Annotated in this window: 15 protein-coding genes; 10 read left to right on the top strand and 5 right to left on the bottom strand. The window is 64.0% G+C overall.

All coding sequences use genetic code 11. The features are described 5' to 3' along the window. Positions 1–689: 689 nt before the first annotated feature. From ACWJIO_RS08245 to ACWJIO_RS08235, 3 genes are all read left to right on the top strand, one after another. Entirely contained in the window at positions 690–4928 is a 4239-nt protein-coding gene (locus ACWJIO_RS08245) for an AMP-binding protein (RefSeq protein WP_480312711.1), read from the top strand. Positions 4929–5090: 162 nt separating this feature from the next. Continuing rightward, positions 5091–5939, top strand: a complete 849-nt coding sequence (locus ACWJIO_RS08240) for a hypothetical protein (RefSeq protein WP_480312710.1) — start codon at positions 5091–5093, stop codon at positions 5937–5939. Between the two features lie 97 nt (positions 5940–6036). Next, positions 6037–6549 carry a hypothetical protein gene (locus tag ACWJIO_RS08235; RefSeq protein ID WP_480312709.1) on the top strand — a complete coding sequence of 171 codons (513 nt, stop codon included), beginning with the start codon at positions 6037–6039 and terminating at the stop codon, positions 6547–6549. 9 nt (positions 6550–6558) lie between these two features. Here the strand turns inward: ACWJIO_RS08235 and def are convergent, their stop codons facing one another. Together def and ACWJIO_RS08225 are read right to left on the bottom strand one after the other, a co-directional pair. Further along, the gene (gene def, locus ACWJIO_RS08230) at positions 6559–7101 is read right to left on the bottom strand and encodes a peptide deformylase (RefSeq protein ID WP_480312708.1); all 543 of its coding nucleotides are present in this window, start codon (positions 7099–7101) and stop codon (positions 6559–6561) included. A 34-nt stretch (positions 7102–7135) separates the two neighbouring features. Then, entirely contained in the window at positions 7136–7555 is a 420-nt protein-coding gene (locus ACWJIO_RS08225; RefSeq protein ID WP_480312707.1) for a hypothetical protein, read from the bottom strand. An 83-nt stretch (positions 7556–7638) separates the two neighbouring features. Here ACWJIO_RS08225 and ACWJIO_RS08220 point away from each other — a divergent pair, with 83 nt between their 5' ends. Next, on the top strand, positions 7639–9426 hold the full coding sequence (locus ACWJIO_RS08220) for a mechanosensitive ion channel family protein (protein ID WP_480312706.1): 1788 nt from the start codon (positions 7639–7641) through the stop codon (positions 9424–9426). A gap of 34 nt (positions 9427–9460) precedes the next feature. Then, positions 9461–10507, top strand: coding sequence for a lytic transglycosylase domain-containing protein (locus ACWJIO_RS08215; RefSeq protein ID WP_480312705.1), 1047 nt, complete (start codon positions 9461–9463; stop codon positions 10505–10507). Here the strand turns inward: ACWJIO_RS08215 and ACWJIO_RS08210 are convergent. Genes ACWJIO_RS08210 through ACWJIO_RS08200 form a run of 3 tightly spaced genes read right to left on the bottom strand, consistent with a single transcriptional unit; the run spans position 10501 to position 13047 of the window. After that, positions 10501–11328 carry a sulfite exporter TauE/SafE family protein gene (locus tag ACWJIO_RS08210; protein WP_480312704.1) on the bottom strand — a complete coding sequence of 276 codons (828 nt, stop codon included), beginning with the start codon at positions 11326–11328 and terminating at the stop codon, positions 10501–10503. The genes ACWJIO_RS08215 and ACWJIO_RS08210 overlap by 7 nt on opposite strands. Further along, complete coding sequence (locus tag ACWJIO_RS08205) at positions 11325–11879, bottom strand: rhodanese-like domain-containing protein (protein ID WP_480312702.1); 555 nt, start codon at positions 11877–11879, stop codon at positions 11325–11327. The genes ACWJIO_RS08210 and ACWJIO_RS08205 overlap by 4 nt, the downstream gene beginning before the upstream one ends. 55 nt (positions 11880–11934) lie before the next feature. Continuing rightward, entirely contained in the window at positions 11935–13047 is a 1113-nt protein-coding gene (locus tag ACWJIO_RS08200) for a rhodanese-like domain-containing protein (protein WP_480312811.1), read from the bottom strand. A 171-nt stretch (positions 13048–13218) separates the two neighbouring features. Between ACWJIO_RS08200 and ACWJIO_RS08195 the strand changes: the two genes are divergently transcribed. From ACWJIO_RS08195 to ACWJIO_RS08175, 5 genes are all read left to right on the top strand, one after another. Then, positions 13219–13557, top strand: a complete 339-nt coding sequence (locus ACWJIO_RS08195; RefSeq protein WP_480312701.1) for an ArsR/SmtB family transcription factor — start codon at positions 13219–13221, stop codon at positions 13555–13557. 212 nt (positions 13558–13769) lie between these two features. Continuing rightward, complete coding sequence (locus ACWJIO_RS08190; protein ID WP_480312809.1) at positions 13770–14804, top strand: amino acid ABC transporter substrate-binding protein; 1035 nt, start codon at positions 13770–13772, stop codon at positions 14802–14804. Further along, positions 14804–15862, top strand: coding sequence for an ABC transporter permease subunit (locus ACWJIO_RS08185; RefSeq protein ID WP_480312700.1), 1059 nt, complete (start codon positions 14804–14806; stop codon positions 15860–15862). Before ACWJIO_RS08190 ends, ACWJIO_RS08185 begins: the two co-directional genes overlap by 1 nt. Before the next feature lies 1 nt (position 15863). Continuing rightward, positions 15864–17117 carry an amino acid ABC transporter permease gene (locus tag ACWJIO_RS08180; RefSeq protein WP_480312698.1) on the top strand — a complete coding sequence of 418 codons (1254 nt, stop codon included), beginning with the start codon at positions 15864–15866 and terminating at the stop codon, positions 17115–17117. A 33-nt stretch (positions 17118–17150) separates the two neighbouring features. Next, positions 17151–17924: an amino acid ABC transporter ATP-binding protein gene (locus ACWJIO_RS08175; RefSeq protein ID WP_480312696.1), complete on the top strand. Its 774-nt coding sequence runs from the start codon at positions 17151–17153 to the stop codon at positions 17922–17924. Position 17925 lies beyond the last annotated feature (1 nt).

Here is a 17925-nt window from a genome sequence, read left to right as displayed (position 1 = left end):
CGAACAGTCGGCTGACAACCCGAAATGGCTTCATGACATATCCAAGCAGTCAAAGCAGGAGCCACGATCAGAATCACCATGCTCCAAGACATCAGAAGACCGTAATCGAAGCCTGATAACAGGGGCAGTGTGTTCTACTTTAGTGGGCACCAGAGGTTCCGATTCCCCGTCTAAGCGGAAGGAAACCATGCGACGAGACAAGAACTCGGGGCGGCCAGCAAGGAGAACGGCACGTGCAGGAGAGTTGGCTCAACTTCACCCAGCTTGAGACCACCTCAGCCAGGGTCAGCACGATGGGCCTCAAGCACGCGGAGAAGAACAGGAGAGGCAAGTGAAGGGTGACATGGGCAAGATTCAGGCCTTTCTTGCCCTGTGGCTTGCCGCCACCGGCCCAATGCTGAGGACAACCTGCCTTCTCAACGCAGATGCCTCCTGATGAGCGAAGTCTGTGCTCATCGGAACCCGATGTTGGCGCATTGCAGCTTTTGACAATGCTTGCCTTGGCGACCTGGATCAAAGTATTATGGCAATTAGATGATTAGCAGACGACACGGCGAGATTGCACTTTTCACGTCGCCTTCACCGCCGGCTGAAGGGCAGGAACGAAGGGCAGTTCCCAGCCAGAATTCCTGCGCGAATGCCTACTAGCCACAGGCCCTGCCGCCATTGTAGTGAAGAGTAACAATGCCGTGAAAGAAGTGATCAGCCAACTTTCTGGGAAAGGTATGAAAACTGCAAGTGAATGCCTTCTTGAGGCCACGAGAGCCAAAGGGGAATACCTGCTGGGCCACGAGGATGGACACCTCGAGCGCACAGACTATGCACAAGTGCTGGAGCAGGCCTTGCGTCACTTGGCCACACTTCAGGCACTGAACGTAGCGCCAGGAAGCATTATTATCATCAAATGCCATAGCAGGATTGCATTTGTTTCCATCCTGTGGGCATGCATTCTTGGAGACTATATTGCACTACCAATTGAAACAGAAACGGAGAATTCGAAAGCTGATAAGCGTGTTCTTGAACATATATTGTCCCGAATAGAGTCCCATCCAAGTCTCTACATCATCGACAATGAGGCATCACGTGCCACAACTGTTCTACTCAGCAATGCTCCTCAAGCCCAGTGGATCTCGTTAGACAATGTTTGGACCGATGGCTTGACGCCACCGATGATCCATCGATCTCTAGCCACAGCGCCCAGAATTCTGATCCCCACCTCGGGAACCACTGGGCAACCCTCGCTTGTCGAATTATCCGATCGGGCAGTGCGTGCAAGGTGGTGGCCAGATAGCTCTACAATTAGAAGTCATGTGATTTATTTATCTTGGGCGCCGGTTAACCACACCATGGGACTTTCTGGCTGCAGCCCGAATGCGAAAAAGAAGATCATCATTCATCCAACATCGTTTATCAAAGATCCTTTGATTTGGCTGAGACTGGCCGATCAGCATCGGGTTAGCCACTGTTCAATGACAAATTTTGGGATGCGACTGGTAACCAGTGCGATCAAAAAGGCTGGTCTCTCGGCCTTAGCAGGAATTGACTTATCATGCATCAAGGCCATTGGCATGGGAGCCGAAGCGATTCAGTCTGAAACTCTACTGGCATTTAGCGAGGTGCTTGATGAGTTTAATGTTGATCGGAATTGCTACTCCCAGGGCTACGGTCTCACTGAATGTGGGCCGATCATGAGTGGACAAGTCTTCAACAAGGCAAGAGACTTTCAAGCCTATAGTCTTGCCCTAACTGATCTCATGCAGGGGCACGAGATCAGAATCAACCAGGATCAGAATCTTGAGTTGGCTGCTGAGACGTCAGGAGGTTTAATCCAAGTTCGGGGACCAAGCATGGCCTCTAGCTATTATGGTGATGTTGAGGGCACAAAGCAACTTTTCTCTGAAGACGGCTGGATTAACACCGGTGACCTAGGTCGTTTCAAGGATGGAGTTCTTGAGCTGACTGGGCGACTTAAGGAGACCATTATTCTGAATGCCCGAAAATATCCATCACGCTTCATCGAACTAACCGCCGAAGAAGTCAACGGCGTAGATCATGCTTATGCGATCCAACCAGAGGAACATCGCCAAGCTGGGCAGGCATTGTCTGGCTATGTGCTGTTCGTTTGTTCAGCCATGCCAAATTCATTTCGCATGGAACTTGCCGGCAAAGTTAACCGCCGTCTGGGCGAGTTCATGGGAGTAGCTCCGACCAAGATCTACTTTGTTGCAGCCAGTCAGTTACCTCGAACACCCATCGGCAAGATCAAGCGTCGAGAGTTGGCAGCCATGGCCCTAGGCACCAAGCCTGGAGAGCGTCCGCTGACCTTGATATCTGTGGAGAATCATCAGTCTGGGGACGACAGTTCTAACTATTCTCCATCAGAACAACACTTGGCAGGCTTATGGAGTGCGGTCCTAGGGCACTCCTCCTTTGACCGAAATACGAACTTTTTCGACTGTGGCGGAGACTCTCTGAAAGCCGGTGAGCTTTTGAGCAAGATGGAGTCTTGGCTAGACCGGTCTATTCCAATTGGAGATCTGTTCCGATTTAACACTGTCAAGGCACAGAACAAATCGATCGTTTGTGGCTATTCTGATTGCTTCCCGGGACTTCCGACCACATCGGAGTTCAATCTGGGTGAGCAAGCCATCTGGAATCGTCAATTAGATCTGATTCAGAACTGGCCCGGTTACCGAAAATACAGTCAGTCACTGGTTTTTAGATGGCGTCAACCTAAAGAATTAGAGGCCGATACAACTTCACTATTCTGGTGTTTTCAAGGCGCTCATGAGTTCGAGAGACTTGCAGCAGAAGTAGGACCGAATATTGCGCTATATGGAATGCGTTCTGGACATCTTTCATTTGAGAATAGTCCGGAGAATATTGATACTCTTGCAACCATTCTTGCCCGTGAACTGCGTGATCTGAAACCCTCTGGCTCATTCCTATTGGGCGGAAATTGCCAAGCTGCACGCATCATGCAACGTGTGGCTGAAGTGCTTACCTATTCAGGCAGGCATGTGCAGCATTTGATCCTGATGGAGGAGCGGGAGATCGGCTCCTATAGCGTCTCTCCAGTGACAGTGATCTTTGGAGCAGAGAGCGAGTTTAACCCATTTTCCCATACTAATGAACAAGCTGTCTACCTAAACTTCAAGAAGAGTTATTGCAAGGGCTATCGCTATCATGAGATTTCGGGCAGCCATGGTCGATTTTTCAACCCCGAACATGTGGCCTCCCTGGGCAGGATCATCGCCAAAGTGGTTGCCAAACATCGGCGATCAACACACGCAGAAGGCACCGTGAGCCACAAGCCTTTGATGGCTTCTGTTGTGATTTCAGTGGGAGACTCTCCCTATGTAGTGGATGCCGTTCGCTCACTTTTGTTGCAAGTCCCTCAACCCGAGATTCTTGTTGTCAGTACAGGGGGGAAATCACCACAGAAGCGCCTGGAAGCTGCAGGCATGAACGTTGCCGTGATCCATCGTAAATGGAGACGCTTTGTGGGTACAGCTCGTAACATCGGAATTGAGGCAACAACGGCACCGTACATCAGTTATCTCGCAGATGACTGTATTGCCATGCCAAATTGGGTCTTCGAAAGGCTACGGCTTCATCTTGAAGGCGCTGCGGCAGTATCATCCGCCCTCGTACCGAGCAGCAATCGATGCTATTGGGCTTGGATCAATCACCTCCTGCTGTATTGCCGTAGACTGCCTGGGACACCAACTGAAGATACAGTCCACTATGGGATGAGTTTTGAACGCAGAATATTTCGTAGTTACGGCTATTTTAGAGAAGATCTCCGAGTCGGCGAGGATACTGATTATTTGACACGTATTGGCAAAAAACTGAAACTCACTTGGGCCCCTTCAGTGGTTACAGCCCATAGACATCCACGCAACTTGATTGCATTTGTCCATGATCGCTTCAAGCGTGGGCGACAGTATGAAGCAGCGAGGGATTATTTTTCCTGGACGGGCCGTCAACGTTCTCTGGTGTCTTGGAGCGCCGCAACCAAGATGGGGCTTCGGGATCGTTTAGCGATTGCCAAGCTGGCCCTGACCAAAGACGATCGTTGGATTTTACGCTTTGCTCGTCATTCACTATTCTTTGGTCAAGTTGTCTTTAATGCCGGACGAATCTACCAACGATCTATTGGCGGACAGACAAATCAGGGGAGGTATCAGAAAGAGGTTGATGGCAAGCCTGTGATCCATGCTTTGCTTCGTTTTCGCAATGAGATCAAGTATCTTCCCGGATACTTTCGACATTTAGAAAACAAGGTTGACGGTGTCATTGCTCTTGATGATGGATCCTCGGATGGATCTCGCGAATTTGTTGAAACGCAGCCCTTGCTCCTTGACCTCATCCACAAGCCAGATCATCCTGATCATGTCTGGGATGAGCCCGGCGATCGGCGTCGTCTGGTCGAGACAGCACGCAAGCATGGCGCCGACTGGTTCATTGTCCTTGATGCCGATGAAAGACTAGAAATTAACTTCAGGTCAAGATTATTGCCCATCCTCCGTAAAGCACATCTTCATACTGAATGGGGCCTGGGACTGAGACTGCTGGAGTGTTGGGATCGTTGGGATCAGGTCAGAGTGGATGGGATCTGGGGGAATAAGACTGTTCCACGTCTGTTCGCGTCTCGCTATGATCATGAATTTGATGATAGAAAACTCCATGGTTCCTGGATTCCACTGAATGCCAATCAAGGTGCAACCCCTATCGTCGATCTATTCATCTATCACCTGCGCATGATCAGTAAGGCGGACCGCGAGTTGCGCAAAGCGCGTTACAGGACCCTTGATCCAGACTCCACCTATCAATCCACAGGCTATGAGTATCTAAATGATTCTTCGGTTCCAATCACGCAGCCACTCGAACCTGGACGAGACATTCGAGCTGAGGATACCTTTTGAGATTTTTGGCAATACTTAGCAACCAGCTCAAGTCATCGGAATGCGTCAATTTACTATCCTCATCTAAGCAATAGCATGACAACTTGTCTAGTACCCACATTCTCGGCCTATCAGGGAAGCCAGAAAGAGCGGGATATGATTGTCGATTGGTTCTCTGGAAAGGTGACTGACTTCACCCCCTCAGGAACCCGGTCTGTCTTCCTGAAATTATCCGATCAAGTTGATCTCAAGATCAAGGGTGCTGGATTCCCTCCGGATTACCGTATTCACTTTGAAGAGCGACACCGTACGGGTCCCAGGGCATTTCGGTTTGACTATGAAGGTAGAAGAATGGAGGATATTGCCATTGGTCATGACACAGCCTTCAAAGGTGGCATGAGCTATCAACAGGCCGCAGTGGAATATCTTGCTAGTTCTAAGTTATCGGAACTTGGATATACCGTTGTTCCTTGCGCAGGTTGGGGAACGGTTCGTGGTTCTGCTGACAATGAGCTGAGTTTTTTTGCAGCACTCTATTGGGACAAAAAAATAGTCCGGGCGAACAGCAAAGCTTGTCCGGATGAGCTCAGGCTGCACCTGCTAAAACGAAGCACCCAACTGCTGGCTGACATTCAGCTCAATCACTTGATATCAACCTTTTTTGCAGTTGGCATGTTGGACAACAGTGAGGTGATCTATGATTTACATCCCACTCGAATGATTTCCAAGGTCACGGACTCGCCAATATCGGCAACCATGCAGACGATCTTCAACATGCGCGTCAGGTGGTGGGCATTAAAAACATTTTGTTTTCTCGAGAAGGAGGTCGAAGCGGTCAAGTTTGCCGATGAAGTCTTCAGGTCCGTCCTTCCTGACCTTGGCTATGATGAATGCAGGGCTTTGGAAGTAGACGTGATCAAGCCTATTCTGACCTCCCATGGATCTCAAGACTACCTGGAAAGCATGGCGATCCTCAATTCCAACAGGCTAGGAACATTCTTGTTGAAGAGATTTGAATCTGTTCTGATGTGAGCCCACCTCCCCAGCCAGGAGCTGGTGCCACCCAGCCGCAGACTTGGCACCACGGAAGCTATTTGAGCCAGAATGGGAGTTCAGATCCATCTCTGCCATGGGCCGCGACCGCGATCCCTTCCGTATCCCCCGCGCCGGCTGGGAAGTGGCGCCACTGGCGGGGCTTGCCTCGATCGATCTCAACGGCAGCGGCAGCCCCCTCAGCGGCGCCGAGTTCGTCAGTGAATCCGCCGTGGGTGGGGTGGCGGTGTACGCCATCTACCAGGCCCTGCTGGCCGCGCTGCGCACCGAGGCGATGCGCCGCCGCGGGGAGATCGATCGCGCCAGCCAGCTCCAGAGCATCGCCGCCACCGTGTGGGAATCGAGCAAACAGGGCGCCGTGGTGAGCGCAGCCCTCGGGGTGGTGCTGCTCGTGTTCCCCTGGCTGAGCCTGCCGCTGACGCTGCTGGGCGCCGTGGGCATGGGCAAGGCCTCGCTCGACCTGTTCCATGCCTTCTGGGATGGCCTCAGCCCCGAGCAGCAGGCGGAGCTCAACGGCAGCGCCTTCGACGCCGGTGTGAACCTGCGGCGCTTTTTTGAGGGCGCCGGCACTGGCCCCCAGGCGGCCTGACCTCACGACCTAACGGGCCTGCGGCACCACCCCCGCCCCCACCAGCTCCTCCGTGAAACCCAGGGCGCTGCGGGGCTCGACGCGATCGGGGAACAGCACGCCATCGAGGTGATCGCACTCGTGCTGCACGACGCGGGCATGGAAGCCCTCCACCTCCCTCACCACAGCAGCTCCCGCCAGGTCGAAGCCTGCATAGCGAATCCGGCTCCAACGCGGCACAGCCCCGCGCAGGCCAGGCACACTCAGGCACCCCTCCCAGCCGCTGCCGCGCTCCTCGCCCAGGGGGGTGATCTGCGGGTTGATCAACACTGTTTCAGGGATCGGCGGTGCCTCGGGATAGCGGCGGTTGTGGGTGATCCCGAAGATCACCACCCGCAGGGCCACACCGATCTGCGGCGCCGCCAGGCCGGCCCCGTCGCGGGCGGCCATGGTGTCGCGCAGATCCGTGACCAGGGCCTCCAGCCCGGGGCTGCCGAACGCCCCGGGGGGCACCGCAGCTGCCTGTTGACGCAGGCGTGGGTCACCGAGGCGCAGAACGGGGCGGATGGCCATGGCCCTCGGGCAAGCACCGCTCCAGCCTGGCGGCTCAGGGCGTGGCAGGCCAGGGCGAGAAGCGAAGCGGCTCGCGCCTGGCGATCGAGACCGTCCAGCCCCGCAGGCTCAGGCTGGCCAGGCCCGACAGCAACGCGGCCGTGGAGCCACCGGCCAGCCAATCGCGCTTGAGCAGCGGCAGCCGCTCGCTCATCAGCTCCAGAGGCAGTTCCACCAGCAGCAGGCTGGGGTCCTCGGCCCGTTGCAGGGAGCCAGCCCCGCTGCGCTGCCACAGCTGCAGCAACAGCTCCAGGGCGAGCTGCTCGCCAACGGGGCCCGGTCCCGCTGAGGCTGGCTGCTGCGGCAGCGAGAGGCCGGTCAGGGGCAGGGCGCGCTCCCCCGCAACGGTGCAGAGCGCCAGGGCGACCAGGTAGGGGGCATCGGCCATGGCGGAGAGAGTCGCAGGCTCCACCATGCACCAGTCAGGCAGCCGGGCCCATGTGTCACCATCGGCCCAGAAGGCCCACGGCGATGCTGAGTTCCAGCGCACCAAGCCAGGTGCCTCTGCGTCAGCGTGGGCGCCAGGCCGGGCACCAGCTGCGAAGGCTGCTGCCAGTGGCCCTGGGGCTGCTGCTGGCTGTGCTGGCCCTGGCGCCGGCCCTGGCCCAGATCAATCTGGGCGACACCCTCACCGGCGGCAATGGCCGCACCATTCCCGATGGTGTGAACCGCTTCGGTGATATTGAGGTCACGGAAGTCACCTCCCCCATTGACGGCGAGGTGATGTTCAAGATCGCCTCTCCCACGGTTCTGGACCGCAACGAGGTGACCGAAGGGCAACACCCCGTGGAGAAACGCGCCCGGGAGATCCAGGCGCGGGTGGACCTGGCTGCCGTGGAGCGCCAGATGGATGGCGACAGCCTGCGGGTGGAGAAGGCCACCCTCAACAACGTGAGCGTGATCACGGTGCGGGACGCCAAGCACCCCCGCCCGCTCGTGCTCGCCTCGGTGACCAACGCCGATGCGAACTACTACGGCGTGCCGGTGGAGGAGCTGGCCGAAACCTGGCGCCAACGGCTGGAGCAGGAAATTCTCGACTTCAGCTACCGGCTCAGGCCTGAAAACCTGACCCGCAGCCTGCTGAGATTCCTTCAGATCCTCCTGGTGATGGGCGTCGGCACCGCCCTGATCCAGCTGCTCAAGCACCGCATCCGCCTACGGGAGCGGGTGCTTCAAGGCCGCCTGGAGGCCAGCCTTGAGGCCCTGCACGAGGACGACGCCGCGCCACCTCAGGAGGGGACGGAAGGTCGGCCCGGCAACCTCAATGAGGCCACGCTCAAGACCGTTCGGCTCAGACGCCGGCTCGGCCTCTGGGGGCTATGGCAGTGGCTGTTGTTCTGGATGCTGCTGGTGCTCCTCTACGGGGGCACCTACATGCTGCTGCGACAGCTGCCGGGCCTCGCCACGTTCACGAAGGGCCTCGTGGACATCCCCCTGAAGCTGCTCACGGTGTGGTTCTGCGCCACCCTGGCGATCCGCTTCTCGATCCGCCTGCTGGATCGCTTCGAAGCCCGCTGGCTCGACCGGCACGCCGCCCGTGGGGGCGGCAGCGACCAAAGCAAGCGCCTGCGGCGGCGCTTCTCCACCATCCTCGATGCGGGCCGGGGCTTGCTGGTGGTGGTGATCTCGGTGGCCGGGGTGCTGTCGGGGCTGGGGGTGCTGGGGGTTCCCAGCAGCTCGATCCTGGCCATCAGTGGACTGCTCGGCCTGGCGATCAGCTTCGGGGCGCAGAACCTGGTGCGGGATCTGGTGAATGGCTTTCTGATCCTGGCCGAAGACCAGTTCGCCATCGGTGATGTGATCGACGTGGGCGGCCTCAGCGGCGCCGTGGAGCGTCTGAATCTGCGCGTCACCCAGCTGCGCAGTGCCGGCGGTGAATTCATCACCCTGCCGAACAGCACCATCAGCCAGGTGAAGAACCTCACCCGCAACTGGTCGCGGGTCAACGTGAGTGTGGAGGTGGACGTGGACAGCGACCCGGATCTGGCCCTGGCGGTCACCAACCGGACCGGCGAGCAGTTGCAGCAGGACCCCGACTGGGGCGGTGTGATTGTGGCGCCACCTGCGGTGCTGGGCATCGATGCCATCGGCCATGCGGGCCTCACCGTCACCACCTGGATCGACACGGCGCCTGGCCAGCACTGGGCCGTGAGCCGGGAATTCCGCCTGCGCCTGCTGCGCAACCTCCACCAGGCCGGGATCCGTCTGGGCACCCCGCGCCAGACCTACCTGGGCCAGCCCTGGGGGCCCGAGGCTGCGACCCCTAGCCCCGCTGTCACGCCATAGCCTCAGCAGGCCTGGCTGCCATTCGAGAGTGCCGATGCCCCTGACTCCCCGCCACCGACTGCAGCTCTCCCTGCTGGGGGTGGGCCTGCTGGCCGTGGGCGTGGGGCTGTGGTGGCGCCCCTATCTGGCCTCTTCCCTCAACGGCGGCGCGCTGCAGGTGCCCGGTGCAGAGCAGCCTCCCGCGCCCTTGACGCCTCCCCCCAGTGTGGTGAAGCCCAGCGTGGCGCTGCCGAGCGCAGCAGAGCTGAGCCGCAGCGCCGACGGCCGTCATTACCCCCTTGTGCCGGCGGAGCCTGCGGCCATCGCCGCCCTGCTGAGCGCGGTGGAGACCGCCCTGCGCGCCCCTGAGACCCCGGCCCAGGAGCTGCCCGCGCTGGGCCACCAGCAACAGGTGATCTACCGGGTGCTCTCCCACCAGGAAGCCCTGGCGGCCCAGGTGCGTGCTGGCCTCGATCCCCGCTGGCAGAGCGTCTACGACCGCCACCTGGAGGCCCGGCAGGCCTTCCTGGCCATGCACCGCAGCGGGCCCAAAGCCACCACCCTGCCGGCCTGGCGCATCATCCAGCCACCCCCCGCCGACACCCTGATCGGCTTCTATCAGCAGGCGGAGGCCGCCACCGGCATCGCCTGGGAGGTGCTGGCGGCGGTGAACCTGGTGGAAACCGGCATGGGCCGCATCGATGGCGTGTCGGTGGCCAATGCCCAGGGGCCGATGCAGTTCCTGCCCACCACCTGGGCCCAGGCGGGGGTGGGCAAGGGGAACATCCGCGATCCCCACGACGCCATCCAGGCCGCCGGCCGCTACCTGGTGCGCCGCGGCGGCCTCCAGGACATCCGCAAGGGCCTATGGGGCTACAACAACAGCGACAACTACGGCCGCGCCGTGCTGCTCTACGCCTCCCTGATCGAGGAGGACCCGCGGGCCTACCTGGGCCTCTACCACTGGGAGATCCACTTCGCCACCGCCGCCGGCGACCTGTGGCTGCCCGTGGGCTACAACCAGGCCAAGCCGATCCCGCTGCGGGCCTTCCTGCAGCAGTCGCCGGCCAGCGCGCCGCCGCCTGGCTCCTCGGGCTACTGAGCCCGCTCAGTCGCCAGCGGCGAGGCCTGCTGCCGCTGCCAGGCCTCCGCACCGGTGAGCAGGGCGGAGCCGATCAACAGCAGCGCAAAGCCCTGGCGCAGCCGCAGCTCCGGCAGGTGGGGCGCCAGCCACTGGCCCAGCAGGCCGCCGGCGGCTCCGCCCAGCAGCAACGGCACCAACAGCGGCAGCGTCGTCTGGGGCCAGTGACCCAGGGCCACCAGGGCCACGGCCGCATTGGCGGCGATCAGCACCAGGCTGGTGCCACTGGCCACGGCCATCGGCAGTCCGGCGAGCAGCACCAGGGCCGGCACGATCGCAAAGCCACCGCCCACCCCGGCCATGCCGGTAAGCAGGCCCACCCCCAGACCCTGGGCGGCCAGAGCCACCGTGGCAGCACGGCTGAGGCCTCCGTAGCGGCCGGCGGGCCGGCCATCCCGGCGCAGCAGCAGCCAGGAGGCCGTCACGGCGGCAACGCTGAACAGCCCCAGCTGCAGCACTTCTGGAATCAGGCCCGCCTTCACCAGGCTGCCGCCGACCCAGCTGCCCGCCAGGGCGGGCAGGCCCAGGATCAGGGCTGGCCGAGGCGCCAGCTGGCCGCGGCGCAGGTAGGGCCCCAGGTTGGCCAGGGCCAGCAGCGCCACCACCAGCAGCGACAGCGGCACCGCCTCGCGCGTGGCCAGGGCCGCGCCGCTCACCAGCAGGGGCAGCAGCAGGATCGAGCCCCCCGCCCCCAGCACGGCCAGCAGCAGGCCGATCAGGGCTCCGCCGGCCAGCAGCAGCGGCGTGGGGGCCGTGAGCAGCTCAACGGCCGCGGCCGTCACGGGCTCACCCGGTTCCAGGGCATCAGCGCCAGCAGCCGCGCCATGCCGCAGAAGCCACTGAGGCCGGCGAACACCAGCCCGGCTCCCACGAAAGCGCTCAGAGCCATCCAGGCCGGGGCGACGGCCTGGCTCAGGATCACTCCGAGCAGCACCAGGGCTCCGGCGGCGATCTGCACCTGCCGCATCAGGGGCAGCGGGGCCCCGGCCCGGGACAGCAGCGGCAGGCCGGCCTGCTGCCAGGCCTCGATGCCGCCCTCCAGATCGCTCACGGCCCGGGAGGGGTTGAGGCGCAGCAGCTGCTCCCGGGCGGCGGTGCTGCGGTGGCCGCTGTGGCACACCAGCACCAGGGGGCCCTCGGGCAGCGGCTCGCGAGCGAGGCGGGCCAGGGGCACATTGCGGCTGCCGGCGATGTGGCCGCCCAGCAGCTCCACCGGCTCGCGCACATCCACCACGGTGACGGCCCCCCGGGCGAGCTGATCGGCCAGTTCAGGGGCGGAGACCCGTCCTGGGGAGAGGCGTGTGGATGGAGCTGCGGCAGGGGTGAGGGTCATGGCTGTCGTGGGTGCAAAGGGTGTTGAGATGCCCTGTTGGGCGTGAGACGGGGCCTCAGGGGTTGCTGCGCTCCAGCGGATAGCCCTCATCCCCCCAGCGCTGCAGGCCGCCGCGCAGGTTGGCCACCTGCTGGTGGCCGCTGCGCAGCAGGTGCTGGGTGGCCAGGGCCGAGCGGCTGCCGGAATGGCACACCACCACCAGGGGCCGGTCGGAAGGCAGCCCGGCGCTGCGGGCCTCCAGCTCGGGCAGGGGCAGCAACAGGCTGCCGGCGATGCGGCCATCGGGCCCCTCGAACTCCTCGGCGGAGCGCACATCCAGCAGGGTCAGAGCGGCGGCATGGGCCGCCACCCAGGCGGGGGTGAGTTCGGGCAGGCCGGCATAGCTGCGGCTGAGCGGGGCCCAGCTGGCCGCAGGTTCGGGGTGCAGGGGACGGCCGGAGCGCAGGTTGCCGGGCAGGGCCTCGGCAATGCGGTGCGGATGGGGCAGGCGCAGGTTCTGCATGTGGCCCACGAAATCGCGCTCACTGGCACTGCCGCCGAGGCGGGCGTTGAAGGCGCGCTCCTCCGCCACCGAGGTGACCGAACGGCCGGTGTAGTCGTGGCCGGGATAGAGCAGGCAGGCCTCCGGCAGGGTGAGGATCTGCTCGGTGATCGAGGCCCACAGGGTGTGGGCGTTGCCCTGCTGGAAATCACAGCGGCCGCAGCCCCGCACCAGCAGGGCGTCGCCGCTGAAGGCGGCGCTGTGGTCGTCGAGCACATAGGTGAGGCAACCGGCGGTGTGGCCGGGGGTGGCGCGCACCTGCAGATGGCGGCCGCCGAAGGCCACCGTGTCGCCATGGCCCAGGGGCCGGGTCACGTTCTCGGCGCCGGCGCTGGCCGCCAGGGCAATGGCACAGCCCGTGGCCTGGTGCAGCAGCCAGCTGCCGGTCACATGGTCGGCATGGGCGTGGGTGTCGAGGCTGGCCACCAGCTCCAGGCCGAGCTCCTGGATCAGGGCGAGGTCCCGGTCGTGCTGCTCGAAGACAGGATCGAGGATCAGGGCCTGAGCGCTGGCCACCTCGGCCAGGAGATAGGTGTAGGTGCCGGTGGCGGCATCAAACAGCTGGCGCAGCAACAGCGGCGCGCCCCCCGCGGCGGCAGCCAGAAGGCCTGCGGGGGCCGTGGCCAGGAGAGGCGGGCCCGCGGCACCGGGGTCCTGAACCAGAGGCTGGGCGGCGAAAGCGGCAGTCACGGGGCAACTCCTGCAAACTGTTATGACGATAACCGCATAGAGGGGCACAAGGCAAGTCGCCTGTTTTCCGAAGACTGCATAATTGACAAAACGTCTCCATTCGCGTCGATGGCTTGCCCGGGCCCACCGCCCTCCCCCCAGTTGCTTGAAGAGTTCAGCCAGTTCTTCCGGATCCTGAGCGAACCGGCGCGGCTGCAGCTGCTCTGCCAGCTCAAGCAGGGGCCGATGGATGTGGCCTCCCTGATCGAGGCCACCGGCTTCTCCCAGTCCCACATCAGCCGTCAGCTGGGCCAGCTGCAGCGGGCCGCCCTGGTGCGCTGCGAGCGCGATGGCGTGCGCACGATATGGCACGCCGACAGCGATCTGGTCGACGACCTCTGCAACCTGGTGCAGAAACGCCTCAAGCAGCGGCTCGAGGCCCAGCTGCAGCAGCTCAAGGCCGTCTGACGCCAAGGACCCTGGCCAGCCTGCCTGCATCGCCACACCACAGGCGTGCTGGGCATGACAGGATCCCGCCACCTCTGGCCCCCGGGGCCCTGATCCCCATGCCCCGAGCCCTGCCCCCCCGTTCTCCTGCGGCTGCCATGGCTTGCCCCCCTGAGCGCACTGGCCCCGCCGCCGGCCCCACCCGAGCCCGCAAGCCCGCGGGGCTGGCCCTGATGGCGCTGCTCGCGGCGCTCCCCCTGGCGGCCTGCGCGCCCGAGGGGGGGGCCGGCAGCCAGAGCCCGAAGCTCTCCGCCATCACCGGCCGCGACAAGCTCGTCTGCGGCGTGGAGGGCACCCTGCCGGGCTTCAGCTTTGTGGAGGCCGACGGCACCTACTCCGGCCTCGATGTGGACACCTGCAAGGCCGTGGCCGCCGCCGTGCTCGGCGATCCCGGCAAGGTGGAATACCGCAACCTCAACTCCAGCGAGCGCTTCGCCGCCCTGGCCAGCGGCGAGGTGGACATGCTCGCCCGCAACACCACGGCCACCCTCAGCCGCGACGCCGCCGGCGGCAACGGCCTCAGCTTCGCGCCCACCACTTTCTATGACGGCCAGGGCGTGATGGCGCCGGTGAGCCGGCGCATCAGCGGTCTGCGGGATCTGGCCGGCCAACCGATCTGCGTGGAGAGCGGCACCACCACGGAGCTCAACCTGGCCGACCGGATGCGGGAGATCAATGTGCCTTACACCCCGCTGAAGTTCCAGACCAGCGATCAGACCTACGCCGCCTATCTCGGTGGCCGCTGCGTGGCCGTCACCAGCGACCGCTCGCAGCTGGCCGGCAAGCGCAGCAGCTTCCCGGCTCCCGATGAGCACCAGCTGCTGCCCGATGTGCTCAGCAAGGAGCCCCTCTCGCCGGCCAGCACCAATGCCGATCCGGCCTGGGCCGATGCCCTGCGCTGGGTGGTCTTCGCCCTGATCCAGGCGGAGGAGTGGGGCATCACCCAGGCCAATCTCGAGGCCAAGGTCGCCGAGGCCAAGGCCAACACCAACCTGGCCGATCTGCGCCGCTTCTTCGGGGTGGAGGGCGACTTCGGCCGCCAGCTCGGCCTGCCCGCCGACTTCACCGTGCAGGCGATCGCCGCCGTGGGCAACTACGGCGAGATCTTCGAGCGCAACGTGGGCACCAGCTCGCGCCTGAAGCTGGAACGGGGCCTCAACAAGCTCTGGAATGAGGGCGGCATGCTGTACGCCCAGCCCTTCCGCTGATGGCGCGGCCCCCCCGCCCCGGCCGCTCCAAAGGTGGGGCACCGGTTGCTCCCAACACCAGCTCAGCGATCGGTTCAGCGGATCCCGCCGTGCCCTGGTGGCGCAACCGGCGCGTGTTGCCCTGGGTGGTGCAGGCGGCCGTGGCCCTGGCGGTGCTGCTGGTGGCGGTGTTCCTGCTGGGCAACCTGATCCGCAACCTCACCGCCGCCGGCCTGCTGCTCACCTGGCGCTGGCTGGGCCAGCCCGCCGGCTTCCCGATCGGCGAAACCACCATCCCCTTCGACGCCACCATGCCCTACTGGCGGGCGCTGCTGGCGGGGCTCGCCAACACCCTGCGGGCCGTGCTTTCGGCCCTGGTGGGGGCCACCCTGCTGGGCACGGCGGCGGGCATGGCCAACTTCAGCAGCAACGGCCTGCTGCGCCGGCTGGTGCGGGCCTACGTGGAGCTGGTGCGCAACATCCCGCTGCTGGTGCAGCTGGTGTTCTGGTATTTCGTGGTGTTCCTCTCCCTGCCCAACGGCGCCGCCGCCATCCAGCTGCCTGGGCTCACCCTGGCCAAGTCCGGGCTCTACCTGGCCGGCTTCGGCAACGGCTGGAGCTGGGTCGGGCCCAGCCTGGTGAACGGCGTCTGGCAGGCGCCGCTGCGGCTGAGCGTGGAGTTCGGCGCCCTGCTCTGCGGCCTGGTGGTGTATTCCGGCGCCTACATCGCCGAGGTGGTGCGGGGCGGCATCGCCGCGGTGACCCAGGGGCAGTGGGAAGCGGCGGCCTCCCTCGGCCTGGGCTGGTTCTCCACCCTGCGCCATGTGGTGCTGCCCCAGGCCCTGCGGGTGATCGTGCCCGGCCTCAACACCCAGTACATCTCCCTGGCCAAGAACTCCTCCCTGGCGGTGGCCGTGGGCTTTCCCGACCTCTACGCCGTGGCCGAGACCACCCTCAACCAGACGGGCCGCGCCGTGGAGGTGGTGATCCTGCTGCTGGCCTCCTACCTGGTGCTCGATCTGCTGATCTCCGCCCTGATGAACGGCCTCAACCAGCTCGTGCAGATCAGGGAGCGCTGAGATGGTGCCCTCCGCCACCCCCAACGGCTCCGGCCGGCCGGGCCTGCTGGCTGCCCTGAAGCGGGAGCTGTTCGCCAGCCGCGGCGACACCGTGCTCAGCCTTGCCCTGATCGCCCTGATCGGCAGCGCCCTGTTCGCCCTGCTGCGCTGGGCCCTGGGCTCCGCCAACTGGGCGGTGATTCAGCTCAACAGCACCCTGTTCGCCGTGGGGCGCTATCCGCAGCCACAGCAGTGGCGCCTGTGGCTGCTGCTCGCCCTGCTCTGCGCCGCCAGTGGCCTGAGCTGGGGCCTGCTGCGCAGCCAGCCGCGGCCCGACCGCCGCGGCAACCCCTGGCCCAACTCCGATCGCTGGGCCTGTGGCCTGATCGCCGGGCTGGCCCTGTGGACGCCCTGGGCCCTGCAGCTCAGCCCCGCCATCGCCGGTCGCTGGGCCGCCCTGGCCGCCCTGCTGCTGGCGCTGCGCTGGCTCACGGGACGCTGGGCCCAGCGGCTGGGGCCGGAGCTGGGGTCGCGGGCGCTGCGGGGGCTGGCCCTGCTCTGGCCGGGGCTCTACCTGCTGGGCATGGTGTTGATCAGTGGCGGCTTCGGGCTGACACCCGTGTCCAGCGCCGAGTGGGGAGGCCTGCTGCTGACGCTGCTGGAGGCCAGCTTCGCCATCCTGCTCTGCTTTCCCCTGGGGGTGCTGCTGGCCCTCGGTCGCCGCAGCGCCCTGCCGCTGCTGCGCTGGGGTTCGGTGCTCTACATCGAGTTCATCCGCGGGGCGCCGCTGATCACCCTGCTGTTCCTCGGCCAGAACATCCTCGGCTTTCTGCTGCCGGGCGGGCTGGCCCCGGAGCGGGTGTGGCGGGCCGCCTGGGTGCTCACCTTCTTCGCGGCGGCCTACCTGGCCGAGGCGGTGCGGGCCGGCCTCAGCGCCGTGCCCGCCGGCCAGCTGGAGGCGGCGCGTTCCCTCGGCCTCGGGCCGCTGCAGGCCCTGCAGCACGTGGTGCTGCCCCAGGCCCTGCGGGTGGCCCTGCCGGTGATGGTGAGCCAGTTCATCTCGCTGCTGCAGGACACCACCCTGCTGTCGCTGATCGGCCTGCTGGAGCTGCTCGGCACCGCCCGCGCCGTGATGGCCAACCCCGCCTTCCTGGGCCACTACGGCGAGGTGTACCTCACCCTGGCAGTGCTGTTCTGGGGCTGCTGCACCGCCCTGGGCCTGGGCAGCCGGGCCCTGGAACACCGCCTCGATCCACGCCACAGCTCCAGTGGCTGAGACACCGCTCCAACCCCGCCCTTTCTGATCCCCATGGACTCCAGCGCCCCCACCAGTCCCCAGAGCCGCGGCCGGGCCCCGATCCTGCGGGCCGAGGCCGTGCACAAGTGGTACCCCAACGGCTTTCAGGCGCTCAGGGGGGCCAGCCTCACGGTGGAGCGCGGCGAGGTGGTGGTGATCATGGGCCCTTCCGGCTCCGGCAAGAGCACCTTCATCCGCACCTTCAACGCCCTGGAGGACTTTCAGCAGGGCAGCATCCACATCGATGGCCGGCCCCTCTCCGCCGACCTGCGCGACATCGACGCCATCCGCCGCGAGGTGGGCATGGTGTTTCAGCAGTTCAACCTCTTCCCCCACCTCACGGTGCTGCAGAACCTCACCCTGGCGCCGGTGCTGGTGCGCCGCCGCAGCCGCTCCGAGGCGCAGCGGCGGGCTGTTCAGCTGCTGGAGCGGGTGGGAATCGCCGAGCAGGCGGACAAATACCCCGGCCAGCTCTCCGGCGGCCAGCAGCAGCGGGTGGCCATCGCCCGCTCGCTGTGCATGGACCCCCAGCTGATGCTCTTCGATGAGCCCACCAGCGCCCTCGACCCCGAAATGGTGCGCGAGGTGCTGGAGGTGATGCAGGACCTGGCCGCCGAGGGCATGACCATGGTGGTGGTGACCCACGAGGTGCGCTTTGCCCAGCAGGTGGCCCACCGCGTGGTGCTGATGGATGGGGGCGAGGTGGTGGAGGAAGCACCGCCGGAGCGGTTCTTCTCGAACCCGAGCCACGAACGCAGCCGCCGCTTCCTCGAGCAGATCCTCTGAT

This window comes from Paraciimarium castrense LEGE 11436, from assembly GCF_056633055.1.
The sequence above is the reverse complement of the archived record's forward strand: the minus strand, read 5'-3'. Positions and strand labels throughout refer to the sequence as shown.

Bases quoted from the DNA above. Each gene is read 5' to 3' on its own strand.
- ACWJIO_RS08215 (WP_480312705.1), top strand. From the start codon at position 9,461: ATGCCCCTGACTCCCCGCCACCGACTGCAGCTCTCCCTGCTGGGGGTG.
- ACWJIO_RS08235 (WP_480312709.1), top strand. From the start codon at position 6,037: ATGGGCCGCGACCGCGATCCCTTCCGTATCCCCCGCGCCGGCTGGGAA.
- def (WP_480312708.1), bottom strand. From the start codon at position 7,101: ATGGCCATCCGCCCCGTTCTGCGCCTCGGTGACCCACGCCTGCGTCAA.
- ACWJIO_RS08205 (WP_480312702.1), bottom strand. From the start codon at position 11,879: ATGACCCTCACCCCTGCCGCAGCTCCATCCACACGCCTCTCCCCAGGA.
- ACWJIO_RS08225 (WP_480312707.1), bottom strand. From the start codon at position 7,555: ATGGTGGAGCCTGCGACTCTCTCCGCCATGGCCGATGCCCCCTACCTG.
- ACWJIO_RS08195 (WP_480312701.1), top strand. From the start codon at position 13,219: ATGGCTTGCCCGGGCCCACCGCCCTCCCCCCAGTTGCTTGAAGAGTTC.
- ACWJIO_RS08180 (WP_480312698.1), top strand. From the start codon at position 15,864: ATGGTGCCCTCCGCCACCCCCAACGGCTCCGGCCGGCCGGGCCTGCTG.
- ACWJIO_RS08175 (WP_480312696.1), top strand. From the start codon at position 17,151: ATGGACTCCAGCGCCCCCACCAGTCCCCAGAGCCGCGGCCGGGCCCCG.
- ACWJIO_RS08185 (WP_480312700.1), top strand. From the start codon at position 14,804: ATGGCGCGGCCCCCCCGCCCCGGCCGCTCCAAAGGTGGGGCACCGGTT.
- ACWJIO_RS08190 (WP_480312809.1), top strand. From the start codon at position 13,770: ATGGCGCTGCTCGCGGCGCTCCCCCTGGCGGCCTGCGCGCCCGAGGGG.